This window comes from Spiroplasma endosymbiont of Colias croceus, assembly GCF_964020095.1.
Lineage (GTDB): Bacteria > Bacillota_I > Bacilli_A > Mycoplasmatales > VBWQ01 > Spiroplasma_E.
The window spans coordinates 2,220,910-2,244,326 of sequence record NZ_OZ026536.1; the positions used below are offsets into that span (position 1 = coordinate 2,220,910).

General features: G+C 21.9%; 33 protein-coding genes and 1 tRNA gene. 3 read left to right on the forward strand and 31 right to left on the reverse strand.

Features of this window, described 5'->3' with window-relative positions; translation table 4 throughout:
- Positions 1–2: 2 nt before the first annotated feature.
- From AACL24_RS13970 to AACL24_RS14090, 25 genes are all read right to left on the reverse strand, one after another.
- Positions 3–1,718 (reverse strand): hypothetical protein, encoded by a 1,716-nt coding sequence (locus tag AACL24_RS13970; RefSeq protein WP_339047485.1) that lies wholly within the window; start codon positions 1,716–1,718, stop codon positions 3–5.
- A gap of 14 nt (positions 1,719–1,732) precedes the next feature.
- Positions 1,733–2,914: a hypothetical protein gene (locus tag AACL24_RS13975; protein ID WP_339047107.1), complete on the reverse strand. Its 1,182-nt coding sequence runs from the start codon at positions 2,912–2,914 to the stop codon at positions 1,733–1,735.
- A gap of 19 nt (positions 2,915–2,933) precedes the next feature.
- Positions 2,934–3,311, reverse strand: a complete 378-nt coding sequence (locus AACL24_RS13980) for a hypothetical protein (RefSeq protein WP_339047109.1) — start codon at positions 3,309–3,311, stop codon at positions 2,934–2,936.
- A gap of 16 nt (positions 3,312–3,327) precedes the next feature.
- The gene (locus tag AACL24_RS13985) at positions 3,328–3,516 is read right to left on the reverse strand and encodes a hypothetical protein (RefSeq protein WP_174480113.1); all 189 of its coding nucleotides are present in this window, start codon (positions 3,514–3,516) and stop codon (positions 3,328–3,330) included.
- A gap of 40 nt (positions 3,517–3,556) precedes the next feature.
- Positions 3,557–3,715, reverse strand: a complete 159-nt coding sequence (locus AACL24_RS13990) for a hypothetical protein (protein ID WP_339047113.1) — start codon at positions 3,713–3,715, stop codon at positions 3,557–3,559.
- A gap of 16 nt (positions 3,716–3,731) precedes the next feature.
- The gene (locus tag AACL24_RS13995; RefSeq protein WP_339047487.1) at positions 3,732–4,553 is read right to left on the reverse strand and encodes a hypothetical protein; all 822 of its coding nucleotides are present in this window, start codon (positions 4,551–4,553) and stop codon (positions 3,732–3,734) included.
- 119 nt (positions 4,554–4,672) lie between these two features.
- Positions 4,673–4,918: a hypothetical protein gene (locus tag AACL24_RS14000; protein WP_339047117.1), complete on the reverse strand. Its 246-nt coding sequence runs from the start codon at positions 4,916–4,918 to the stop codon at positions 4,673–4,675.
- A complete protein-coding gene (locus AACL24_RS14005) occupies positions 4,918–5,079 on the reverse strand; it encodes a hypothetical protein (RefSeq protein WP_174480256.1) in 162 nt (53 codons plus the stop codon). The genes AACL24_RS14000 and AACL24_RS14005 overlap by 1 nt, the downstream gene beginning before the upstream one ends.
- 3 nt (positions 5,080–5,082) lie before the next feature.
- Positions 5,083–5,376: a hypothetical protein gene (locus AACL24_RS14010; protein WP_338961240.1), complete on the reverse strand. Its 294-nt coding sequence runs from the start codon at positions 5,374–5,376 to the stop codon at positions 5,083–5,085.
- Positions 5,377–5,378: 2 nt separating this feature from the next.
- On the reverse strand, positions 5,379–5,843 hold the full coding sequence (locus AACL24_RS14015) for a hypothetical protein (RefSeq protein ID WP_339047489.1): 465 nt from the start codon (positions 5,841–5,843) through the stop codon (positions 5,379–5,381).
- A gap of 2 nt (positions 5,844–5,845) precedes the next feature.
- Positions 5,846–6,148: a hypothetical protein gene (locus AACL24_RS14020; RefSeq protein ID WP_339047121.1), complete on the reverse strand. Its 303-nt coding sequence runs from the start codon at positions 6,146–6,148 to the stop codon at positions 5,846–5,848.
- 134 nt (positions 6,149–6,282) lie between these two features.
- Positions 6,283–6,801, reverse strand: a complete 519-nt coding sequence (locus AACL24_RS14025; protein WP_339047123.1) for a hypothetical protein — start codon at positions 6,799–6,801, stop codon at positions 6,283–6,285.
- A gap of 1,522 nt (positions 6,802–8,323) precedes the next feature.
- On the reverse strand, positions 8,324–9,562 hold the full coding sequence (locus AACL24_RS14030) for an IS256 family transposase (RefSeq protein WP_339047491.1): 1,239 nt from the start codon (positions 9,560–9,562) through the stop codon (positions 8,324–8,326).
- A 1,047-nt stretch (positions 9,563–10,609) separates the two neighbouring features.
- Entirely contained in the window at positions 10,610–10,882 is a 273-nt protein-coding gene (locus AACL24_RS14035; RefSeq protein ID WP_339047238.1) for a hypothetical protein, read from the reverse strand.
- A 3-nt stretch (positions 10,883–10,885) separates the two neighbouring features.
- Positions 10,886–11,068, reverse strand: coding sequence for a hypothetical protein (locus tag AACL24_RS14040; RefSeq protein ID WP_339047493.1), 183 nt, complete (start codon positions 11,066–11,068; stop codon positions 10,886–10,888).
- A 152-nt stretch (positions 11,069–11,220) separates the two neighbouring features.
- On the reverse strand, positions 11,221–11,547 hold the full coding sequence (locus AACL24_RS14045; protein WP_339047242.1) for a hypothetical protein: 327 nt from the start codon (positions 11,545–11,547) through the stop codon (positions 11,221–11,223).
- The gene (locus tag AACL24_RS14050; protein ID WP_339047495.1) at positions 11,538–12,260 is read right to left on the reverse strand and encodes a hypothetical protein; all 723 of its coding nucleotides are present in this window, start codon (positions 12,258–12,260) and stop codon (positions 11,538–11,540) included. Before AACL24_RS14050 ends, AACL24_RS14045 begins: the two co-directional genes overlap by 10 nt.
- 102 nt (positions 12,261–12,362) lie before the next feature.
- Positions 12,363–13,169 (reverse strand): recombinase RecT, encoded by an 807-nt coding sequence (locus tag AACL24_RS14055; protein ID WP_339047497.1) that lies wholly within the window; start codon positions 13,167–13,169, stop codon positions 12,363–12,365.
- Position 13,170: 1 nt separating this feature from the next.
- Positions 13,171–13,827 carry a PD-(D/E)XK nuclease family protein gene (locus tag AACL24_RS14060; RefSeq protein ID WP_339047248.1) on the reverse strand — a complete coding sequence of 219 codons (657 nt, stop codon included), beginning with the start codon at positions 13,825–13,827 and terminating at the stop codon, positions 13,171–13,173.
- Entirely contained in the window at positions 13,802–13,981 is a 180-nt protein-coding gene (locus AACL24_RS14065; RefSeq protein WP_339047499.1) for a hypothetical protein, read from the reverse strand. The genes AACL24_RS14060 and AACL24_RS14065 overlap by 26 nt, the downstream gene beginning before the upstream one ends.
- A 19-nt stretch (positions 13,982–14,000) precedes the next feature.
- Positions 14,001–14,207 carry a hypothetical protein gene (locus tag AACL24_RS14070; RefSeq protein ID WP_339047252.1) on the reverse strand — a complete coding sequence of 69 codons (207 nt, stop codon included), beginning with the start codon at positions 14,205–14,207 and terminating at the stop codon, positions 14,001–14,003.
- Between the two features lie 5 nt (positions 14,208–14,212).
- The gene (locus AACL24_RS14075; protein ID WP_339047254.1) at positions 14,213–14,398 is read right to left on the reverse strand and encodes a hypothetical protein; all 186 of its coding nucleotides are present in this window, start codon (positions 14,396–14,398) and stop codon (positions 14,213–14,215) included.
- A complete protein-coding gene (locus AACL24_RS14080) occupies positions 14,385–14,543 on the reverse strand; it encodes a hypothetical protein (RefSeq protein ID WP_339047256.1) in 159 nt (52 codons plus the stop codon). Before AACL24_RS14080 ends, AACL24_RS14075 begins: the two co-directional genes overlap by 14 nt.
- A gap of 133 nt (positions 14,544–14,676) precedes the next feature.
- The gene (locus AACL24_RS14085; protein ID WP_339047258.1) at positions 14,677–15,165 is read right to left on the reverse strand and encodes a hypothetical protein; all 489 of its coding nucleotides are present in this window, start codon (positions 15,163–15,165) and stop codon (positions 14,677–14,679) included.
- Positions 15,166–15,517: 352 nt separating this feature from the next.
- Positions 15,518–15,946 (reverse strand): transposase family protein, encoded by a 429-nt coding sequence (locus AACL24_RS14090; RefSeq protein WP_339047501.1) that lies wholly within the window; start codon positions 15,944–15,946, stop codon positions 15,518–15,520.
- Between the two features lie 148 nt (positions 15,947–16,094).
- Between AACL24_RS14090 and AACL24_RS14095 the strand changes: the two genes are divergently transcribed.
- On the forward strand, positions 16,095–16,577 hold the full coding sequence (locus AACL24_RS14095; protein WP_339047503.1) for a hypothetical protein: 483 nt from the start codon (positions 16,095–16,097) through the stop codon (positions 16,575–16,577).
- A gap of 437 nt (positions 16,578–17,014) precedes the next feature.
- Here AACL24_RS14095 and AACL24_RS14100 read toward each other — a convergent pair whose 3' ends face one another.
- Both AACL24_RS14100 and AACL24_RS14105 read right to left on the reverse strand, forming a co-directional pair.
- Positions 17,015–17,551, reverse strand: coding sequence for a DUF402 domain-containing protein (locus tag AACL24_RS14100; protein ID WP_339047505.1), 537 nt, complete (start codon positions 17,549–17,551; stop codon positions 17,015–17,017).
- 157 nt (positions 17,552–17,708) lie between these two features.
- Positions 17,709–17,785, reverse strand: a tRNA-His gene (locus AACL24_RS14105).
- An 838-nt stretch (positions 17,786–18,623) separates the two neighbouring features.
- Here AACL24_RS14105 and AACL24_RS14110 point away from each other — a divergent pair.
- A complete protein-coding gene (locus tag AACL24_RS14110; RefSeq protein ID WP_339047507.1) occupies positions 18,624–18,836 on the forward strand; it encodes a hypothetical protein in 213 nt (70 codons plus the stop codon).
- Here AACL24_RS14110 and AACL24_RS14115 read toward each other — a convergent pair.
- Positions 18,828–20,042 carry an IS256 family transposase gene (locus AACL24_RS14115; protein WP_339049461.1) on the reverse strand — a complete coding sequence of 405 codons (1,215 nt, stop codon included), beginning with the start codon at positions 20,040–20,042 and terminating at the stop codon, positions 18,828–18,830. The two genes, AACL24_RS14110 and AACL24_RS14115, sit on opposite strands and share 9 nt — an antisense overlap.
- A gap of 98 nt (positions 20,043–20,140) precedes the next feature.
- Between AACL24_RS14115 and AACL24_RS14120 the strand changes: the two genes are divergently transcribed.
- Positions 20,141–20,410, forward strand: coding sequence for a hypothetical protein (locus AACL24_RS14120; protein ID WP_339047509.1), 270 nt, complete (start codon positions 20,141–20,143; stop codon positions 20,408–20,410).
- A 173-nt stretch (positions 20,411–20,583) separates the two neighbouring features.
- Here the strand turns inward: AACL24_RS14120 and AACL24_RS14125 are convergent, their stop codons facing one another.
- From AACL24_RS14125 to AACL24_RS14135, 3 genes are read right to left on the reverse strand one after another with little or no spacing between them, the layout of a single operon-like run.
- A complete protein-coding gene (locus tag AACL24_RS14125) occupies positions 20,584–21,432 on the reverse strand; it encodes an energy-coupling factor transporter transmembrane component T (protein WP_339047511.1) in 849 nt (282 codons plus the stop codon).
- Positions 21,433–21,445: 13 nt separating this feature from the next.
- Positions 21,446–22,324 carry an energy-coupling factor transporter ATPase gene (locus AACL24_RS14130; RefSeq protein WP_339047513.1) on the reverse strand — a complete coding sequence of 293 codons (879 nt, stop codon included), beginning with the start codon at positions 22,322–22,324 and terminating at the stop codon, positions 21,446–21,448.
- Positions 22,300–23,142: an energy-coupling factor transporter ATPase gene (locus tag AACL24_RS14135; protein ID WP_339047515.1), complete on the reverse strand. Its 843-nt coding sequence runs from the start codon at positions 23,140–23,142 to the stop codon at positions 22,300–22,302. The genes AACL24_RS14130 and AACL24_RS14135 overlap by 25 nt, the downstream gene beginning before the upstream one ends.
- Positions 23,143–23,417: the final 275 nt, after the last annotated feature.

A 23,417-nucleotide genomic window follows, 5' to 3' on the forward strand; every position in this document is an offset into this window, starting at 1 on the left:
TTTTATCATTCCTTAAAAAATGCTTTTTTATAATGTTTAGTTTTTGTTTTAGTTTTTCTATGTGTGATATGTTCAATTTCTTTTTGTATTTTATTTTTTCCTTTTTTTAAGTTTTTACTTTTTGTTACAACTTGACTATATGCAAATTTTTCTAAATGATGTAATAATCAAGTACCAAATAAAGTATTTACTGAAAACTTTAAACCAACATTTTTAAATGATTTATTAATATTTTCAATAGGATTATTAATAACATTTACTACTTTATGATAAGTTCTTATTATTCTAAATATTTCTCTATATACTTTAAAACTATCTCTAATTACTTGTTGTACAACTGGTGGAGCAAATGCTATTGCTTTTAATCATTTATTACGATTAACACCATAACCAATGTATCAACCACTATATCAACGATATCAATGAAATGGATGTATTTGAGTAACAAAAGTTTTTGCTTTAAGAATACTATCAACAACTGTAATTGGTTTATATTTAGGATTACGATGATAAATAGTAATTGCACATTTATCTAATGACAAAGGTTGAATTTTACAACCCATAAATACTGGTGAATTTAATGGAATTAATTGTGCGTGTTTAATTGCTCTTTTTTCTGCACTAGTAAATAAATCAGTTGCTTTTTCTTTTAATTTATTAATTTTTTCAAATGCTTGTTTTTCTAGTTTTTCAAATTTTTCTTGTAATTTATATATACTTTCTCGTATTTTTTCAAAATATGAAGTATCTTTTCAAAATTTATTTAAACCTTTTTTTAAATAAAATCTAATATCAAAATATTTAAAAATTTGATTTGCTTTTAAAACAAGTTGATGAATAATACTATTTTTAAAATTAAATTTAATAGCATTAGCACGAATTTTTTGTAAATCCAAAATTAAAGTTTTTCCATATCTATTTTCTGTGTGTATTGTATGAACTAAATTTAATCAATCATGTTGGTTCATAAATAATACTTTTTTTAAATCAGTATTATATTTTTTTAAAAAGTTATTTGCTTTTTCAATATCTTTGATTTTAAATTTAGGAGTTAATTGTGGACTTAATTTTATTAATGTATTTTGTAATAATAAATAATCTTTTAATTCTTGTGCTTCTAATTTTTGAAAATTATTTTTATATTGTCTTTCAGCAACATAACCTAAATTTTGGATTATTGTTTCACGATTTGGAGCAAAACTGTAATTAAATAAATAACGATTTTTACCAACAATTTTATCTGTTAAAATTTCTTTTCCACTTACTTGACTAATAATTTCTTGTAAATTTTTTGCTTCTTTAACACCTATTTGTTCTAATGTTTTAGTTTTTTGTGCTAAATTAATAAATTTAGTAGTACGATAACCACGACTAATTTTATTAATTCCAGCAAATGCTGGTAATATATTAAAAAAAGTATTTAATGGTGTTACATTTCCTTTTAAATAATCATAAACTTGATTAATAGTAAAATCAGTTAAAAATTCTACACCAACAGCACTAATACTAGCAACTAAATCACTTGCACCTAATCCAAGTGCAAAACTTTCACTTAATCCACCAGTAAAAGGAGCAAGTGCTACTGCTATTACTTGTACACCAATCATTTCTAAAATTTCTCATCAAAAACTTTTATTTTCTTGTTGTTTACTTATTCTAGTATGTTTTGGTTTATTTATGTTTAAAAGTATTGCTGTATTAGTTGTACCGATTGGCATGATATTAATGTCCTTTATTTAAGAGTTATTTTAATTGGATTTGTTGTTCCTTTATAATTTAAGTCATTAACATTTGCAATAATAGTTATATATAAATCACCTGCTTTTTGTTTTTGATTACTTACATTAGTTTTGCCTTGTGCATCACTAAAATATTTAATAGTTGGATTTGTTAAATTAGGATTTAATGATTTAAGTTCATTAGTACTTTTTATTTGTGTATTTAATTCACTATTATTGTTATTAACATTTGCAGTAATATCAGTTGTTAAAATTGTAATTTTAGTTTTTAAATCAGTTTTATCACTATTAATAATTCCACATAACATTCAGCGTGAAGTTGTTTCTTCATCTGTTATATAGGGTATTGCTTCACCAGTTACTTCTCCCCCAACTAAATATCTTCTTCCAACTTTACCATCATTAATATCTTGAACATATACAACTGTATTTTGTAACATATATCTTTTCATTGCTCTTGGTGTTGCTAAAACAAAAGACATAATTTTAGTTTCATTATTATCAGTAAAAGTCATATAATCATCCATTACAATTTGACATAGTACACCTTTGATATATAAATTTGTTCCATTTAATCTTAATTGTTGTGCTATTTGGTTATCAGTAATTAAACCTTTATTATCTGCTAAATAAACTAAACTATCATATAAATTATTAGTAATAAAAAATTGACAATTATTACTATTTCTTAATTGAAATAAAGTATTTCAAGCAGATAGCATTGATTTTAAATATCCTACTGGTGTTTTATCAGTAATATCTAATTTAGTTGCATATTTTGTAATTACATTTGTATCATTATTTGCTAAATAATCTGCTAAATCATTAGCAACTTCATATTGCATTGTGTTTAACAAATTTTGTCCATTTTCTGCATTTAAATCAACATTAGCAATTATTTCACCTGCAACTGCTTCTTGTTTAATTTCTTTTAAAATTTTAATAGTTTCAGCGTAACTAACATCTAATCCTTTGCTTTTATCATTTCATTTTAGTACTTTAATTTCTGAATTTTTTGGTTTTTTAACTATAAATTCAATTTTTGTAGAATTAACCATTTCAATAGGAAAAAAACTTGCTCATGGTGAATTTGATTGTTTATAAAATTCTATAAACTCAGGTGCCTCTACTAATTTTTCGGTATTATCTAAATTTTGATTGAATGGTACTGACATTTTTTTTATTTCCTTTCTGTTATAAATTATTTTTCTTTTTATAATCCAATAATGTACTTTTTATTGAATTTGGTTGATTTGTTATTATTGTTTGTGGTTTGCCACCTGTATTAATTATTTCTTTAAATACTGGTTGTTCTTTAATCATTTTTTTAATAGTTTCTTCAATTTTTGAATTTTCTAAATTATTAGTTTTAAATTTTAAATAATCATAAAATTCAGTTTTAACTTGATATTTTTTAAATATATTAATAATTTCTTTTTCTTTAATTTCTAAATTAAGTTTATTTAACTTATTTTCTGCTTCATTAACTTTATTTTCTATTTCTTGTGAAGAAGCATTGTTTTCAGTTAAAGGTTCAGTTGTTTGTTGAACATTATTTTCATTTTCTAACATTTACATCACCACTTTATTATTTATTTTCTTTATTAATCTTTTCATTTAACTTTGCTAATTTTTTTTGATGTTTGATAATTTTGTTATTTGCTCTAACATGTTTTGGAGTTGTGATAAATCTTTTTAATAAAACAATAATTTCTCTGCAAATTAATGTTCCAACACTTGTTCCAATAATTATTAATTCATGTAAAAATTCTTTCATTTGAATATTTTCCTTTCAATTATTTATTTTTAATTTTTAATTATTCATCAAATTGACCACCATTAATTCTTTCAATCATTGATTGTGAATTACTTATAATTTCTACTAATACAGATATTTCTTTATTTAATTGTTCCAATCTTTCTTTATATGTCTGAATTTCATTATTATAATATTCAAGTATTTTTTCTTTATTCATAAATTATTCACCTCCTTTATAAACTCATGTGATTATAATCTCAATTTAATGAAGCATTATCGTGATTTAATGGTACTTCACTCATATTATCACTACCATATTGACTAGTTGTTTCACTATTAATTGTGAATCTATTATCATTAATTAATCTTGAAGTTTCATTATTAAATGCTGTTTCTTGCATTTCTCTACTATGATTTGTTTCTATTGGAAGTAAATTATGAATAATTTCACTTGCACCAGCAACTATGGTAGGTATTGCATAAGCATTATTAAAATCATTATTAATACCCATAGCAACACCACTACTAATCAAACATCCACCAGTTGCCATATTACAAATCTTTTTTATATTTTCAAATCTATTAGGTATTAACTCAGTTAATCCACTAATAAGATTTGAAATACCATAAGCATTTAAACTAATATATGTATCTCAATCCATTAATGACTGATGTTCTTGTTTATCTAATAGTAATCACGGAGGACCCTCAGTTGTAGTTGTAGTTGTTATTGGAGTTGGTGGTGTTGGAATAATTGGAGTAATATTATTTTCACTTCATTTACTATAATTTGCTAAACCAATTGTTCCTAAACCTAATAATATTTTTTTACTACTATTAATTAATTTAGTTTTAGTATTTGGTCTTTGATTTAAATTTCATATATCTAAACCTAATTTTTTACCAAATAATAAACTATTAATTGAACCCAATATTGAATTATCTATTACTTGACCATAATAAGCACTTGTACCAATCATTGCACAAATAGGACTTATACCAGTTCTAATTAATTTGGTTAAAGTATATTTTGATTGTGTATTTTCGTTTGGCATTTTATTCTCCTTTATTTGTTTTTATCAGTTCTCTTATAACATCTAATAAGGAATCTACTACATAAGAATTTAATTCAAATTCATAATTTCTAATTTTAATTTTTTCCTTTTGCATTTGTTTAATCTCCTTTAATTTCTAATTTTTTAACTGTTACTTTAATTCAACCTTGATAAACATCATTATCACCAACTATTAATGCAACATTACTTTCGGGGTCAGAAACAATTATGTGTTTTGATTTAACATTTGGGTATTGTCTTAAAATAATTGCTCTAATATCATTACTTGTATGAATTGCTTTTGGAAATGGTGATAATACTTCAATTTCATCTTTATTTTCAAACAAAGTAGGTAATATTATCATTAATTATTCTCCTTATTTTTAATTTGATTAGCAATTTCACTTAATATTTTCAATACTTTATATTCATTTTTTAATTCTTTAATAATAAATATTAAAATTATTATTAGTGTTATACTGGTTATTAATATTGGTGCTATTAATAAAATTTTTCATAATATCATTTTTTACTCTTTTCATTTTTTAAATCATTTAACATTGATTGAACAAAATGCACGATTTTTAGGAATGTTTAAAGTGTTAAAGATTTGACCAGTTACAATAATTTCATCGTTTTTGTTTAATAAAATACAGCGTCTATAAAGTTTTGGGTTATTAAAAATTAAAGTAACATAATTTAATCCATTTCATTGACCACGAACACTATAATATAATTCCTTATTACCTTTTTCGTAATATTTTGCTTCAATAGTGTTACTAAGTTTTACTGTTAATTTCACATAATTTGCTTTATCTTTCATTTTTATAATTTCCTTAAATAATTATCAAAAATCAATATTTTCTTATGATTTTTTAAATAATATTGAATATGCTTATAAGCATCTTGTTCATGTTTTGTTAATTTTATATTTCCTTTATAATTTGTTATTTTATTTTTATTTTTTGGGTGGTTTTCTAGATAATCTCAGTTGAAAACATCTTGTACTAATACCATTAATGAACCAATAATTTTAGGAGTTGCTAATGGATTAGTTAATAATTGTTTTGAACTTAAAAAGAAATTTTCTACAATAACTAATATTTTTTTATCAATAAATTTTTCTTTAATTAATTGAAATTTTTCTTTATACATATTTTTAGTCCATAAAACAGTTAATGTATTGAATGTTTCATTAAAAATAATATTATTAGTTTCATTTGAATATATAACAATTCCATTACTACCTATTCCTGCTGGGTCAATACCAATAATTAAGTCATATTGCATTATTAATCAAATTCTTTGGATTGTATTTTATTAATTAAGAATTGAATAGTATCAATTGAACCTTTTAATTGATTTCGATAAAATGTTTCTTTTTCTTTTTTGTATTGTTCTATATAATGACCTAAAAATATATTTAATGAACAAATTAAATTTTTCTTATATTCATTAATAACTTCTTTTTTAAAATCTTTTCTTAATTTTTCTATATTATTTAAATGTTCTTTTGTTATTTCTTGATTACGTTTTTTATTATATTCATTAATAATTTCTTGGTCTTTATAAGAAAATGGTTTTTGTTTATTCATATTTATACCTCCTACTTAACCTAACATTTAAAATACAGTCATAACAAATTGCTTTACTATTTTTATCTCTTAAAAAATATTTTCTTGTTTTAATATCATTAGTATTAAAGAATAAATAATCTAATTTATTTTGTTTACATGTTCAACAAAAATACTTTTTCATTATGAGTTGAAATTTCCTTATACAAAGTAACTATATAATTAATTGGTAAATCATCATGTTTATATTGATTATTTATTTTAAAACCTTTTCTGTTTTCTTCTCACGTAATGTTATATTTAAAACAAGGATTAGTAATTTTAGTTTTGTTATCTGTTATTTCACCCATAAATCAACTATTATGCTGTTCATAAAATGTTAATGGTTCAAGTTTTATATCATTAAGATAATATTCTTTTGGAGCAGTTGGTTTATTAACAGTTATTTTTTGGTCTTTAATATATGGTTCTAATAATTTTATTAATTCATTACCACTTAATTCTCTTTTAATATTGTCTAAATTAAAAACTCAATATGTGTAACTGTTATCAACAATAAAAGAATTATTTTTAATCATTCATTTTGGAAGCGATAATTTATATTCAACATAATCAATAAGAATAGATTGTGGTTTATCTTTAATAATTTGTTCTTTTTTAAATTCTATTTTCATAATAATCCTTTCCTAATATGTTCTTTATGCTAGAAGCAACAGAACATATATTTTGATTTTTAGATTATTAATACTACTACTATTCGTTTTATTCATTCCATGAAAACTGGGCTCAAAAATAAATTGTGAAATTTTAAAAAACATTGAGGCATTCGATTCAATATTTATTTAATTTGTGTTAAACAAATTAATATTTTAATTGAACCGGCCTCGCTCAATTTTTTTACAAGTTTGAAATTTATTTTCTCGCCCAAAAAAATTTTCAAAAAAAAATAAAAAATAAAATCAACACTTGCTCACTGGGGAGTGGCAAGGTTGATTAAATAAAAAATAGAATTAATACAATAGGTCCCTACAACAGGTCTATATATACTAGTTTCCAATTCGCTCCCACCCCAAGAATTACCATTAAATGGTTAGTATATTTTATTAGGTATCACTCCACTTTTTATTTATCCATGCAAGTCCACATGCTCTAGCTACTATTTTTAACAACTGTGTTGTAGTTCACTTTTTTAGTTCCCTAACACGTGTTGATAATAGCGTTAAAGAGGGTTCTTAAAAATTTTAAAATTTTACAATTACAAAAAAAGACAAGATTATTTCTTGTCTTTTTCCTTGTTAATAATTTTTATTTTATCTTTTAAATGTATATTTTTTAAAATACGTCGAATATTAAATTTAAGGGTAAAAGAGAATTTAATTTGTCTATCATCATTTTTAAATGGTAATTTTGGAAATAAGTTACTAATATGATAATTAATTATTTCGTAAATTTGACAACCGTCCAAATGGATATAGTAATATAAAAGAATGAGAAGATAAAAATAAAAGTAAATTTAGTAAATATGAAATAGATTTAAATTCTTTATTAGACCCTACATTATTAATTAATACTTTTAATGATTTACAAAGATTTTATAAAAGTATCACAATATATTATAGTTATAAATTTGAAACAATATCAAATTCAAAGAATTCTGATTTAAATACTATTGATATTAATAGTGAAACTTTTAGACCGGCAAAAAGTGAAAACATAAGTAAAACTATTGATTTAAAAGATTTAAAAATAAACAAAGTTAATTTTCCAGAGGCTGACTGTTTTAGTAAATTTGGAACAATTGCTCCTAAAGAAGTTACTGATTATTTTGCAAATGCTTATTATAAAAGTATTTGTAATTATAATGTTTTTACTTCATATTCATTATGTGCTTATGCATTTGATTTAAAAATTAAGAAGTCTTATGATTCTTATGAACAAAAAATAAGTAATGATTATCCTATAGCATTTAGTATAATTAATAACTCTGAAAAATTAAATTGAATTATTTATTTACAAGGTAATTTAGGTAAAATAGAATATACCAATTCTGCACAAAGAGAACCTGATAAAAGTTGAGCATATAGATATATATCAAATATTAAATCTAATATTAATAAAATAGTTTTAAATGCGAGATAATTTGGTAAAATTAAAGAGGCTTTTTAATAATCTGTGTTTCTTTGTTTTACAAAGTTACTAATTCAGATTAATTCTGTCTTCAAATTTTATCATAAAATGAGCAATTGCTGTATTTCAATTTTGAATGGGCATTGTTCATTTTTTTGTTATATTTTCAATTGCTAAATAAAATATTTTAAAAACTGACATATCGTTAGGAAAAACTTTTTTATTTCTGATGACTTTTCGTAATTGACTATTTACAGATTCAATAGCATTTGTGGTATAAATTACCCTTTTTATTTCTGCAGGATAACTAATAAAAACCATTAAATTATCTCAATTTTTATATCAAGATTTAGCAATTTGAGGATATTGTTTAGTTCATTTATTTTCAAATGATTCTAAAGCTTGCATTGCTTGTTCTTCACTACATGCAGTATAAATTGGTTTTAAATCTGCAACTAGAGATTTTCTATGCTTATATGAGACATATTTCAAACTATTTCTAATTTGATGAACGATGCATAATTGATGTTCGGTTTTAGGATAAACTGATTGTATTGCTTCTGACATGCCTGTTAAATTATCACTACAAGCAATCAGAATATCATTTAAGCCACGATTTTTCATTTCTGTGAAATTGGCTAATCAAAATTTAGAACCTTCATTTTCACTAATTCATAAACCTAAAACATCTTTTTTACCTTCTAAATCAACTCCTAAAGCTATATAAACTGATTTATTAATAATCCGTTTATCTTGTCGTACTTTAACTACTATACAATCAAAATAAACAATCGGATAAACACTATCTAATGGTCGATTTTGCCATGCTTTGACGTCATCAATAACATCATCAGTAATTTGACTAATAACACTTTCACTAATATCAGCACCATGATATAACTCTTGTAATTGCATTCTAATATCTGATAATGTCATACCTTTTGCATATAAAGAAAGAACTTGTTCATCAAAACCATCAAATCTTCTTTGTCTTTTTGCAACTATTACAGGATTAAAATTACTATTACGATCTCTTGGTACATCAATTTCAATTTTACCTTGTTGGGTTATTAATTTTTTTGAACTTATACCATTACGAGCATTGTCACTATTACTATGTTGATTCTTTTCATATCCCAAATAATTTTGCATCTCAGAATTCAACATTTTTTCTACTAATCTTTTTGTTAATTCTTTATACAATCCTCCCTCTTTAAAAACTGTTGTTAAATCTTCAGTATTTTCTAATAATAAATCTACTGCTTTTGATATTGGATCATTGTTATTAATATTTTGCTTTTTAGCCATCTGTAACTCACTCTTTCTAGAAAATTAATTATATTTACTAGAACTAATTAAACATAGTTATTTTTGTAAGTTACACAGATTACTAAACATTACCAAATTAAAATATAATTAAGTTCTAGGAAGTGAATAAACATGTATTTTTTAAATCGTAATGAATTTTGACCATGATGAGGTAATTTTATAAATTCTCCTTACACAATTTCAATTGCCATGTCTTTGACATTTTTATTTCTAATGTTTGTACCATACAAATTATTTATTCGTTTTTGTGATAATAAAAATTTTAAAAATTATATATATATATATATATACCGCCTTAACTTTTTTATTTATATGTCCTTTACTTTTTTATTTTTTTGCTAATAATTTAAATATAAAAAGTGTTTATTATATATTTATTATTTTTGGATGTATTGAGTTATTATATTTTTATTTTATTCCAATAATTTTAAAATTAATTAAAAGATTTCCAAAATTAAAATCTATTTTTAAATTTAAAAGAAAACCTAAACAAAATAATATTTCCCCACAATCTTAAATATTAATGTATAATTAATTGTAATACTTATCAAGGGTTATAGAGAAAGATAAGTATATAATTTCACTGTTATATTAGTTATATTATTAGGTTGGAACCTAATTAAAAAGTTACCTTAATTGGTAACTTTTTTTATAAAAACTAAAAGAACCTAATTAAAGGTTCTAATGACTATCTGTTGCAATTAATAAATAAGACTGCTTTATTAAAGCTCCTAATCGTCATTTATTTTGTCTTAGCAAGGGAAAATGATAAACCCTTTACTTTAAATCAGCTTGCCTGCTCTCTAAGAACACACCAGCAACTTTATTTCCAGTAGTATTTACCTGACTAGAATCTGACTTTAATAGTATTTTAAATTGAAATTTCATATTAATTATATCATATTTTCTATATTAAATATAGATAATTTAACTAATTATTCATTATCAAATTTATCCTTTCTAATTTTTTCATATATAAAATTTAATCTTTCCATTTCATATTTAAGTTCTTCAATTAATTTTTCTTTATTCATAATTTAACCTTTCTTCTTTTGTTTTTGGAAAATGATTATATGAACACATTTCTTGATTATCTAATTTAATAAATACTCTAATTTCATTTGGATATTGTTTATATGATAAAACTTTTCAATCAGCTAATTCATAACCTAATAAAGTACGGTCATCATCTAATTCACTACTTCCACCATTTCATGAAAAATATATTTCTGTATTTCTTGTATATATTTTAAAAACATTATATTTATCACTATATTTTAAAAAGTCTCATAAATTCATTATTTACTCCTTATTTTTTATTTCTTTAACTTTATTTTTAAATTGTTTTTTATGAAAATAACACATATTAAAAAATTGAATTACACTATCTTCTAAATTTACAATTTTTAAAGTAACTAATACTTTACTATTACAATTTTTAACAATACATTTAAGTAATACTTTTTCTTGTTTTTGTTTTTGCATTATTTACTCCTTAATTTTTTCTAATTTTATTGTAAATTCAGAATTACCAGTTCATATAAATTTTAATATTCCAATTATTATTGCAGGAATAATTATTAAAATTAAAAATATTGGTACAAGTATAATTCTTAATAAAATAGCAAATATTTTCATTAATCAAATACTCCATTCTTTATTAATTGTAAAATAACATTTGTTTGTTCTATTGAACCATTTATATGATTTTCATTATAAAGTTTAGTTATTAATCTTTTATTATCCATATCAATACATAAATTTAAATAATCAATTAATTTTTGTTTATATTGTTTTATAGCAAATTCTTTTCTCTCTTGATTTATTTTATTAACTATTTTTCAATGATTTTCACAATAAACTCTATTATTATTAAAATCTTTATGTGGTTTAATTTTACTATATTCTTCACATCTTATATTATTTTCATAATAATCACATTGTCATCCAGTTACTATAATCATTTTTTATTCTCCTTGTTGTTTTCTTCTATAAATATTTCGAAATTAAATGGGCTTTTTCGTCCTTTGTATTTTTCGTTTTGCATTTTATTGTCCTTATTTAAATAATATCAACCAATTAATAAACTATCAGCTTCATCATGATTTGATATTTTTATATTTCAATTATTTTCTTTTATTAAATTTTCACACATAAACAAAGAAATATTTTTATCTCATTTATAATTTATACCATTTACAAATGTAATAGCAGAACAATATTTATCATTTTTTACATATCATTTCTTTCATTCACTTGGACTAATTAACATATCTTTTGTTAATAATTTATTAAATTGTCCAGCAATAAAACCTCTTAAATGTTCTTGAGTTTCATAACCAATTCCATTTTTACTATGAAAAGTACCACGTTCAATAATTAAATCCAATTCATTATCATTAACTTTTATATCTCAATAAAATCTTCTTTGTCCATCATATTCTTTTAAATTATAACTTTTAAGAAATATTGGTTTTCAAATTATTTCATTTTCATAACAATTTTTACATTCTTCAACAATTTTTAATGAAGCATTTTCATCATTATGAATTTCACAATATACATATTCTCTAGTAGGTCAATAATTTAAATTTTTATCATATTTATATTCTTTTTCTCATAATGTAAATCCTGTATTTTTAATACTTGGGTCAATTGAAAGTAAATAATTATTCATTATTATTTCTCCTTATTTTTATTTAAATTCATAACTAATATTTCTAAACATTTAATACATCAATTTTTACTTAATCAAATTCTTTTATTACATGTTCTACATTTATTCATTTTTAAATACCAAATTATCTAATTTATTTATATTTGCTTCTAATTGTTGAAAATTTGTATTATTTTCAATTACATTATTAGTATTTGGATTATCAATATATATTTTTTCTGTTTCAGTAATAATTGCTTGGTCATTTTCATATGCAATTTGCATTTCAGTACTCATAATTCCCCATTTTCTTAATAATTGAGTTAATACAGTTTTTAATGCCATACTATCAAAATCACTAACAACAAATTCTTTATTTTTTGCATAAGTTTTTGAATATTTTAAAAAATGTTTTTCAATTTGTTCTTTTGACATATATAAAATTTTTTCAAAACCATTTACTAATTGAAAATATGCTACATAACCAATAATAGGTTGTTTCAATCTTTCTAAATCATCTTGTATTCAATTAAATTCAATTCCCTTAAGTCTATCTACTTTTTTAATTTCTGTTAATCTAACATCACTTACATTAATTTCTTTATATTGTTGACTACGTAATGCTAATTGAATATAACCTTTATATCCCATTTGAAATTGAGCATTATTTACTTTTGTATTACTATCTCAATAAGGTACAATATAACAATAATCAAAATTCTTTTCTAAAGGTAAATTTAATAATACTGCTTGATAACAACTATTAATAATAGTATCTGGATATGCTTTATCTAAACCATATTGATTTGAAATTGCTAATACATTACTTTTAAATTTTTGAATTTCTAAATTATTAATAATACCTTTTTGTCTAATAAATTTTTCTACATTACCATTATTAATATTTTTCACTAATAATTCATTTGCCATTTTATTTTAATTCCTTTCATGTTCAAATTGCTTTTTCTCATTCAATTAATAATTCATTTGTTATTTCAACTTTTATTAATTCAATTTCATTTTCTTTAACTCAACATATAAAATGAATATTTGATAATTCATAATTATTATTTTTTAATAATCAATAATATGCTATTATTTGTAATTTTGATTTTTCTAATAATTCTTTAGTAAAAACTTTATAAGTTTTAAAATCTACTATTATATTTAAATTATTTTCTTTATAAATTAAATCTGGTGTTCCAGCAACAATATCATAATTAAATATTTTTTCACTAATATATTCATTATTATTAATAAATTTAATTGGTAAATATTCTAATAATGTATAACAATAATTTAAATAATTTTCGGGAAATAATTCTTTAATAATATTTTTAATTTGATTATTTATATTTTTAATAGTTATATTTTTAAAATATAATTCTGCTACTTTATGAACACAATTACCACGAATTCTTGCATTATTTATATTAAAACAATATTTACATTTATTACATTTACAATATGAATTACCTAAATAATAATCAAGTATTTTACTTACTGATATTAATTCTTTATTTTGAATAAAATATTGATGTGTTTCTTTTTTAAAAATTAAATTATTTTTTTGATTGTTTAATTGCATTTTTAATTAAACTCCTTATAAATCCATTAATTTTCATATTTTTTTCTTCACAAATTTCTTTTAATGTTTCATAATCTTTTTCAGTAAATCTTAAATTAACAATAATTTGTTTTATCATTAATTCTTCTGGTTTCTTTTTAGGAGCTGCTACCATTTTTATTCACTACTTTCTTTTAACCTTTAATAATTCTTTTATAATCAATAATTGCTTGTTGTAATTTATTTACATTTTCAAAGTCAAAATAATCACTACTAATTTTTAAATCACCATCATTATCAATTTCAACGTATAAATCTTCATATTTACTATTAAATTCTTCTTGTAATTCTTCAAATTTTTCTATTAATTTCATTGCATTTTGTAATTCTAATCTATTCATTATTTTTACACTCCTTTAAAATTTTCTAATTGTAATTCATTAATATAATGTTCTTTTAAAAAATCTCAATTATCACTTGTTAAATACATATCTTCTTCAATCATTTCATCTATACATTTATTACAATAATATGTATTTTCTGATTCAGAAAATCATATATATTTTTCATTATGAATATTACATTTCATCATTATCACTCATTAATTTATAAAAACATTTATTACAAGTTCTATTTGCAAATGATGAATTTTTATGACAAATATCACATGAACCATATATTTTTTCAATTTCTTCATATTTTAAATATATTCTTTTATCTTCTTTTAAATTCAACATAATTAATTCTCTCTTTCTATAATTTTTAATATTTCTTGTATTTCAATATATTTTTCATTTTTAAGTAATTTTTCATTACATAAATTTTTTATTAATTCTATTTTTTCAACATTTAATAACATATTAATTTCCTTTAATACTTTAAATAAAATATTTTTTCATTATTAGTATTTATATCTTTTATTGGTGTAACTATATAATTAATTGCTAAATCATTATCTTTATATGGATTATTTATTTTAAAACTTTTCATATCTTGTTCTCATGTAATGTTATATTTAAAACATTCTTGATTTTTATCATTTGTAAAAATATAATAACCATTATATTGTTCATAAAATTCACAAGATATTAATTCATTTTCATTAGTAGTAATATCTGAAATATTTTTTATATATTTTAAAATATCACTACCTTTAATACTTTCAATATCTTTTGTAATTGATTTTTTACCTAATTTATAATTAAAATCTTCAATTATTTTTAATGTTATTTTTTTATTATTTTTATTAATAGTAGTATCTTTAATCGGAAATCATGTTTCATATTCACCAATTTCTAATAACATACCTTTAGTTGTTTCTCTTACTTTATTTTTAATATCTAAATTAACATTAATCATTATGAATCCTTTCTACGTATAAGCCTTATCACCTACAGTGATAAAAGGCTTATATACTAGTAACTAAATACTTCTACTACTATACGTAAGGCTTATGCTACTGTAAGTAGCAAAGCCTTGGAGGGTAGGGGTTCTAGGGGAAGGGAACCAAAAAATATCAAGTTTTAAAAAAGCAACACAAAAATTACTATTGGTTAATTCCAGCACAATAGCCTACATAATTTTTTATTAAGTTATGTAATAATTAATTACTTTAATAAAGTGCTGGTTTAATAAAATAATTAATTATAATTGTTCAACAATTAAAAATGAGAGAATTATCTCTCATTTATATTTTTATCAAATCTAACTATTAATGAAATACGCCCTGAATATTGTTTTTGACTTTTTTTGGGCGTTGAATAGTACTTTCAGTCACATCAATGATAACTGTTTTATCTTTAAAATTATTATTTAACAGTGATTTTTGCCCATCAAGTTGTTGAAAATCAGGATGTTTTATTAAAGTATTTTCTATTCACTTGATATTCCTATAGCAACTACTTTCACTAATTCCATAACTTTTAGCAATATGAAAATAAGTTCGATACTCTCTTCAATATTCTAAAGTCATTAATAAACGATTTTCTAATGATAATTTATTAGGTGTACCACCATTTTTAAACTTTTTTACTTCTTCTGTCTTTAAAATTTCTAGAATTTTATTAAAAATAATATCATTTATACCAGTTAATCTTAATAATTCTGGATTGTTAATAGTTTTTAATTTATCAAACATCATAGATTACCTATCTTTTTTATTTTTAATTTTATTTTAAAAATTTAATTTTTAATAGATAGGTTTTGCAAGAAGTCTAATATCAAAAGAAAATCGTTTTAATTATATTAATAATAACAATTTTAAATTATCATCAAAAGATAAAAATAGTATGCAAATAAAAAATTGAGAAAATGATTTAATACCAATAAAAAATGTACCATCACATATTGTAATGAGATTGGGTGATAACATTAATGATTTTCATTCTAATTTAACTAATTCAAAATTAATTGATAAAATATCATTAAAAAATGAATTAATAAATAATAAAAATTTTAATAACTTAATTGGTAAAGTGGGAGATGAATTTTGATTTACAAAAAATGAAAATGGAGAAATAATAGAACATTATTGAAAAGAAAATGAAAAAAATAGTTTAATTGATAGTGATCTAAAAAATCTTGGTTTTGTAAAAGAAATTAAACTAGAAGAAGGAAAAATTGGTTGAAAAGAAACTTATGTACTAGTTGGCGGTAATGATGTATATGGTAATTTTTTATGAGATTTAGAAAAAAAATATGGTTCTAATTTAGATAATTGATTAAATTTACTAAAACATTATTTCAAAAAATATGAAAATATATGAAAATAATTTACAAAGTTAATATATTTGATATATATATATGTTTATTAATTGTAAATTTTCAAAAAGATGTTAAAAATAACTACAAACTAAATATAGTTTTTAACCTATTTACTTTGTTTCTCAAAGTAAATAGGTTTTTATTTTTAAAAGGAGTAAAAAATGAATAAAGAAATTGAACAAGAAATAAAAAACTTAATGTTTAAAGAAATAAAAAAAATTAAAAACATATGCTATTAATTATCATAATTACAAAAAGAAAATACAATTTAATGATATAAATATTCAAAATATAAATAATAGTATTGAAGATAAAAGTAAAAAAATTAATATAAACAGTATTATGAGAGAACATAATTATGCAAAAACATTACCTATTTTATAAAAAAATTTAATTTAGTTATAAAAAGTTTTAATATCAAAAATAGTAAGAACATATGTTCTTACTATTTTTGTAAACTTTGGTCTTGATAATTTTTTCAATAATTTAAAATTACATCATCATTAAATAAATTAATTTCATTTTTCTTAATTCCTTTTTTTAATTTATTTATATTTTGTCATAATATATTTTGTAAAGGTATTGGATACTTTCATATTCGACGATTAGTTTTAAATTCTTTCAAGTCTAACAGTTTATAAGAACGATTAGGAAATACTTTAACATCTAAATCATAATCAATGTATTTAACTGTTTGCGAATCTAAAATAAAAGGACTGGCAATATTACAATAATAATGAACACCATCATTACGAATCATACAAATAATATTGTATCAATCATTTTTAAAAAATAACCAAATTGCTGGATCAACGGTTGTTCATTTACGACCATTAATTTCAGTAATTGTTACATTCTCATTTACTAAAACTAAATATTTTTGAGTATCTTCTAAAACAATTGAATTATTTCAACTACGATATAAATCGCCATTATGCTTATATGCATGAATTGAAAGTATTTGCCCTTCTTTAAGGTACATATAGATTTAAACCTCAACTTTCTGCAAATCATAAAACATAATAATTATACCATTATTTATTTAGTAAATAAAAAGCGAAAAATAAATTTATAATAATATTTATTTAAAAAAGAAAAAACTCCAAAAAGGAGTAGTAAAAAAACATAATTTTATTAAATGGGGCGACTGACGGGATTCGAACCCGCGAATGTCAGTTCCACAAACTGATGCGCTAGACCGCTACGCCACAGTCGCCATATTAGTTTCTATAAGTAAAACCGTTAAATATTATACAATAAATTTATGATTTTTTAATATTTTTTTTCATAAAACTACAAAAATAATCATCTAATTTTCCTATATAACAATAACAATAATAAAAAACAATGTTACTATTAACAATTAGAACACAATTTTAAATTAATAATTATGGTTAATTATTAATTTAAATACTCTTAAAATAAAGTTTTATTATGCCCTTAATAAAAAGCATAAAAATGTAATAGATAATATCTTATTAAATCAATTTATTAATCAAATTTTATTAACAATACTAACTTACAAGTAATTTAGATACTAATACTTATGATTAAAAATTTAGCAATATACTCATTCCTTTCTCAATTAATTTTAATTAAGAGCACCAAAAACAAAACAAAATAATAGTTTTAAAGATTGAAAAAAACATTTAAAATTGGTATAATTTATACAATTTTAATTTATATATCTTATTAATCTTATTTTTAAAACTTTGAAAAAGTTATAATATACATTTTTATGTATCAAAAAATATTATTTTTAATAAATAGCAAAAAATATATAATAAAAGTTTAAATAAAATTAACTTTAATTATATTTAGGGGAAAAAGATATGAATAATAGTTTAAGTATACTACTTCTTCATTTCAAACCAATGAAGAAATATTTAATAAACAATCTAAAAAAAGAAAATGACAAGAATATGAACAAAGACCTGAAGTAAAAGCAAAAAAGAAAAAATATGATCAAATGTGATACCAAAAAAAATAAACAAAGAAAGAAAAAATATGATCAAAAACCCTAAGTAAAAGTAAAAAAGAAAAAATATGATCAAATGTGATACCAAAAAAATAAACAAAGAAAGAAAAAATATGATCAAAAACCCGAAGTAAAAGCAAAAAATAAAAAATATTATCAAAGATCCGAAATAAAAGTAAGAAAGAAAAAATATGACCAAAAAAGACATCAACTTATTAAAGAAAAAGAAAGAGAATTGCGAGGCTTTTATGTAATCTGTGTATCTTTGTTTTACAAAGTACTAGTTTAGATTAATTCTATCTTCAAATTTTATCATAAAATGAGCAATTGCTGTATTTCAATTTTGAATGGGCATTGTTCATTTTTTTGTTATATTTTCAATTGCTAAATAAAATATTTTAAAAACTGACATATCGTTAGGAAAAACTTTTTTATTTCTGATAACTTTTCGTAATTGACTATTTACAGATTCAATAGCATTTGTTGTATAAATCACTCTTTTGATTTCTGTAGGATAACTAATAAAAACCATTAAATTATCTCAATTTTTATATCAAGATTTAGCAATTTGAGGATATTGTTTATTTCACTTATTTTCAAAGGATTCTAAAGCCTGCATTGCTTGTTCTTCACTACATGCAGTATAAATTGGTTTTAAATCTGCAACTAGAGATTTTCTATGCTTATATGAGACATATTTCAAACTATTTCTAATTTGATGAACTATGCATAATTGATGTTCTGTTTTAAGATAAACTGATTGTATTGCTTCTGACATGCCTGTTAAATTATCACTGCAGGCAATAAGAATATCATTTAAGCCACGATTTTTCATTTCTGTTAAATTTGCTAATCAAAATTTAGCACCTTCATTTTCACTAATTCATAAACCTAAAACATCTTTTTTACCTTCTAAATCAACTCCTAAAGCTATATAAACTGATTTATTAATAATCCTTTTATCTTGTCGTACTTTCACTACTATGCAATCAAAATAAACAATCGGATAGACACTTTCTAATGGTCGATTTTGCCATGCTTTTACATCATCAATAACATCATCAGTAATTTGACTAATAACACTTTCACTAATATCAACACCATGATATAACTCTTGTAATTGCATTCTAATATCTGATAATGTCATACCTTTTGCAAAACCATCAAATCTTCTTTGTCTTTTTGCAACTATTATAGGATTAAAATTACTATTGCGATCTCGTGGTACATCAATCTCAATTTTACCTTGTTGAGTTATTATTTTTTTTGAACTTATACCATTACGAGCATTGTCACTATTACTATGTTGATTCTTTTCATATCCCAAATAATTTTGCATCTCAGAATTCAACATTTTTTCTACTAATCTTTTTGTTAATTCTTTATACAATCCTCCCTCTTTAAAAACTGTTGTTAAATCTTCAGTATTTTCTAATAATAAATCTACTGCTTTTGATATTGGATCATTATTATTAATATTTTGCTTTTTAGCCATCTGCAACTCACTCTTTCTAGTCATTTAATTATATTTACTAGAATTAATTAAACATAGTTATTTTTGTAAGTTACACAGATTACTAAACATTACCAGAATTGCAATATGATCATGTTTCTAGTTCAAAACAAATTTTTGATTTAAGTAATTTTAATAGTAATAATATGTATGATGAACAAGTTATAAAAAATGCATTAAATAATTTAGAATTAGATCAATTAAATTTATTAGATAAAGCTATTGAACAATTGTTAGTTAGTGAAAAAATAGCAAAACAAAATGTTGAATGAAATAACAGTATTGTAGTTACAAGTAACTTAGATAGTGATATTTATGATTATAATTTAGCAACCGGACTTACTCCTTAATTAATTTTAATTATTAATATGTTTTAAATTTAAATTAAGAATTTTTAATTAAAAAAATAATAGGGAGTATAAGAAAAAAAATGATAAATATTATGACACTTGTTGCAAAATTTTTATTTTAACTAAATATTAATAAATATTTAAAATTAGTAAACCTAATTCATATACGTTTATTATTGTGAATAATAATCATCAATAAATGGAATTCTTCAAAATATTTCTGGATGATAAGTATAAGATATAAGAAATGCTAACAATCCTACACCAATAATAAAGAAAAATATATCTTTAAAATCAATATGGTATTGACGAAAACGTGTTCTTTTACCTTGTGGATCATAACCCCTTGAATCCATAGCATATGCTAAATCTTCTGCTTTTTGAAATGAAGAAACTAATAAGGGAATAATTAATGATACTAACGATTTAACTTTTTCTTTAAAATGACCATTTTTTAAATCTACACCACGTGATGCTTGTGCTTTTAAAATTCTGCCCGCTTCATCTAATAATGTAGGAATTGAACGAAGAGCAATAGAAATAATCATTGAAATAATATGTACTGGAAATTTAATTAATTTTAGTGGTAACATTAAATCTTCTAATGCTAATGTTAAATCTAATGGTTGAGTTGTGGTTGTTAAAATTGTTGTAATTAAAATCATTAAATAAATTCTAAGAGCAATATAAATACTAACAAATATAGCTTTATACGATACTTTAATACCATGCCAACGTCAAATCATTCCTACATTAGGGCCATCAGTTAAAAAACAGTTAATTATAAATAAAATAAATGCCATAAATAAAATGGGGCGCATTAATTTTAATAACATCATAAAAGGTAATTTTGCACAAAAGAAAATTGTTATGACAGTAAAACCAATAAGAGCGTAACCTTCAAAACCAGTATCAAAAAAAAGTGAAGCAATTAAACAAATTAAAACTAGTAATTTAATTCTTGGATCTACACGATGAATGATTGAATTTAAAGGTAAATAACGACCAAAACTAACTTTCATTATTTATTACTCCTTACTTTTTATTGCTATTTTTTTTGGATAATATTTTTGACAACTGGTCAATTAATTCTGAATCACTTCTAGCAGTAATTTTTGATGTATCAAATCCTGCTGCTTCTAATTTATATAAAAAACTATAAATTTTTGGTGGCTCAATTCCGGTTTCGGTAATTAATTTTTTATCTCTAAAAATAGTAATTGGATCTGCTTTTTTATAAATCTGTGTATTATGTAATACAATAACTTCATCAGCAACCATTAGTAAATGATTCATATTATGAGTTACTAAAATAATAGTTTTATTTTCTTTATGATTTAAATCATAAAATAAATTAATTAATTCTTTTTCACCATCGGGATCAAGTCCTGCTGTTGGTTCATCTAAAATTAAAGTATGACCTTGTAATGCCAAAATACCAGCAATAGCAACTCTTCGTTTTTGACCACCAGACAAATCAAATGGACTTCTTGATAAGTATGTTTCGTCTAATCCAACCAAATTAATATATTTTTTTGCTAACTCTCGTGCTTTATCTTTTTTCTCACCAAAATTAACTGGTCCAAACATAATATCTCGTTCAATAGTTTCTTCAAATAACTGATATTCGGGAAATTGAAAAACTAAGCCAATTTGTTTACGTATTTTTTTAATATCACGAATTTTTTTTTGATTAGCCTTAATAATAAAATCATTAATAGCAACTGAACCTGCCATTGGAACTAATAAACCATTAATATGTTGAATCATAGTTGATTTACCACTACCAGTTTCACCAATAATAGCAACTATTTTTTGTTCAACAATTTCAATAGTAATATCTTTTAATGCTTGATATTGATAAGGGGTTTTTGGAGAATAAGTATAACTTACTTCTTTGAATTTAATTGACATAAGCTAGAAATCAGCTCCTCTTCACTTAATGTTTCATTAATATTAATTCCCTTATTTTTTAAACCTAACGATACTTTTAAAACAAAAGGAATATCTAAATGAATACTTTGTAAAAACTCTCATTCTTTTAATATTTCAGATGGAGTTCCATAACGAACTAATTTACCTTTATTCATAACAATAATTTTATCGGCATTAATAATTTCATCCATATCATGAGTAATAGAAATAATAGTTTTATTGCGTTGTTCTTGTAATTTTAACATAATTTCTTTAACTTCTCGTTTACCTTTTGGATCAAGCATACTAGTTGCCTCATCAAAAATAATAATATCAGGTTCTAAAGCTAAAACTGAAGCAATAGCTACACGTTGTTTTTGACCACCAGATAATCATAGTGGTTCATGATCTAAATATTTTTCCATACCCACTGCCCTAGAAACTCTGTCAATAATTGCTGGCATATCACTGGATTCAACTAAATGATTTTCCAAGCCAAAAGCAATATCATCACGAACAGTTGAACCTATAAATTGGTTATCAGGATTTTGAAAAACAATACCTAAGTGACGACGTAATTGTTTAATGTTTTTATTAGTAATTGTTTCACCAAATAATTGAATTGTACCTTTTTGTTTGTGTAAAACACCAATAATAATTTTTGAAAGTGTTGACTTACCACTACCATTATGACCAATTATAGTAATATATTCACCATGATTAATATCAAAACTAACATTATCAACAGCGTTATTGTATTCTGGTTTATAACGAAATTCAACATTTTTTAAACTTAATGAAATTTTAGATTTACTCATATTACTTCTAACTCCATTTTAAATATTATGCTAGTAAAATTATAACAGTAATTTTATATATATCAATTTATAATTTATAAAAATTATAAAAAAAGAAAAAAATGAACAATATCTGTTCAAAATTGAAGTAAAATTATTGTTCATTTTCTAATAAAATTTAGTTTATAAATTAAAGTTATATAAATTTCTATTCTATGAAATTAATGTAAAGAAACATCCAGATTTTTAGAATTTTCTTTTAATAAAGAATCATTTTTTGTTACTTCTTCTGTTGA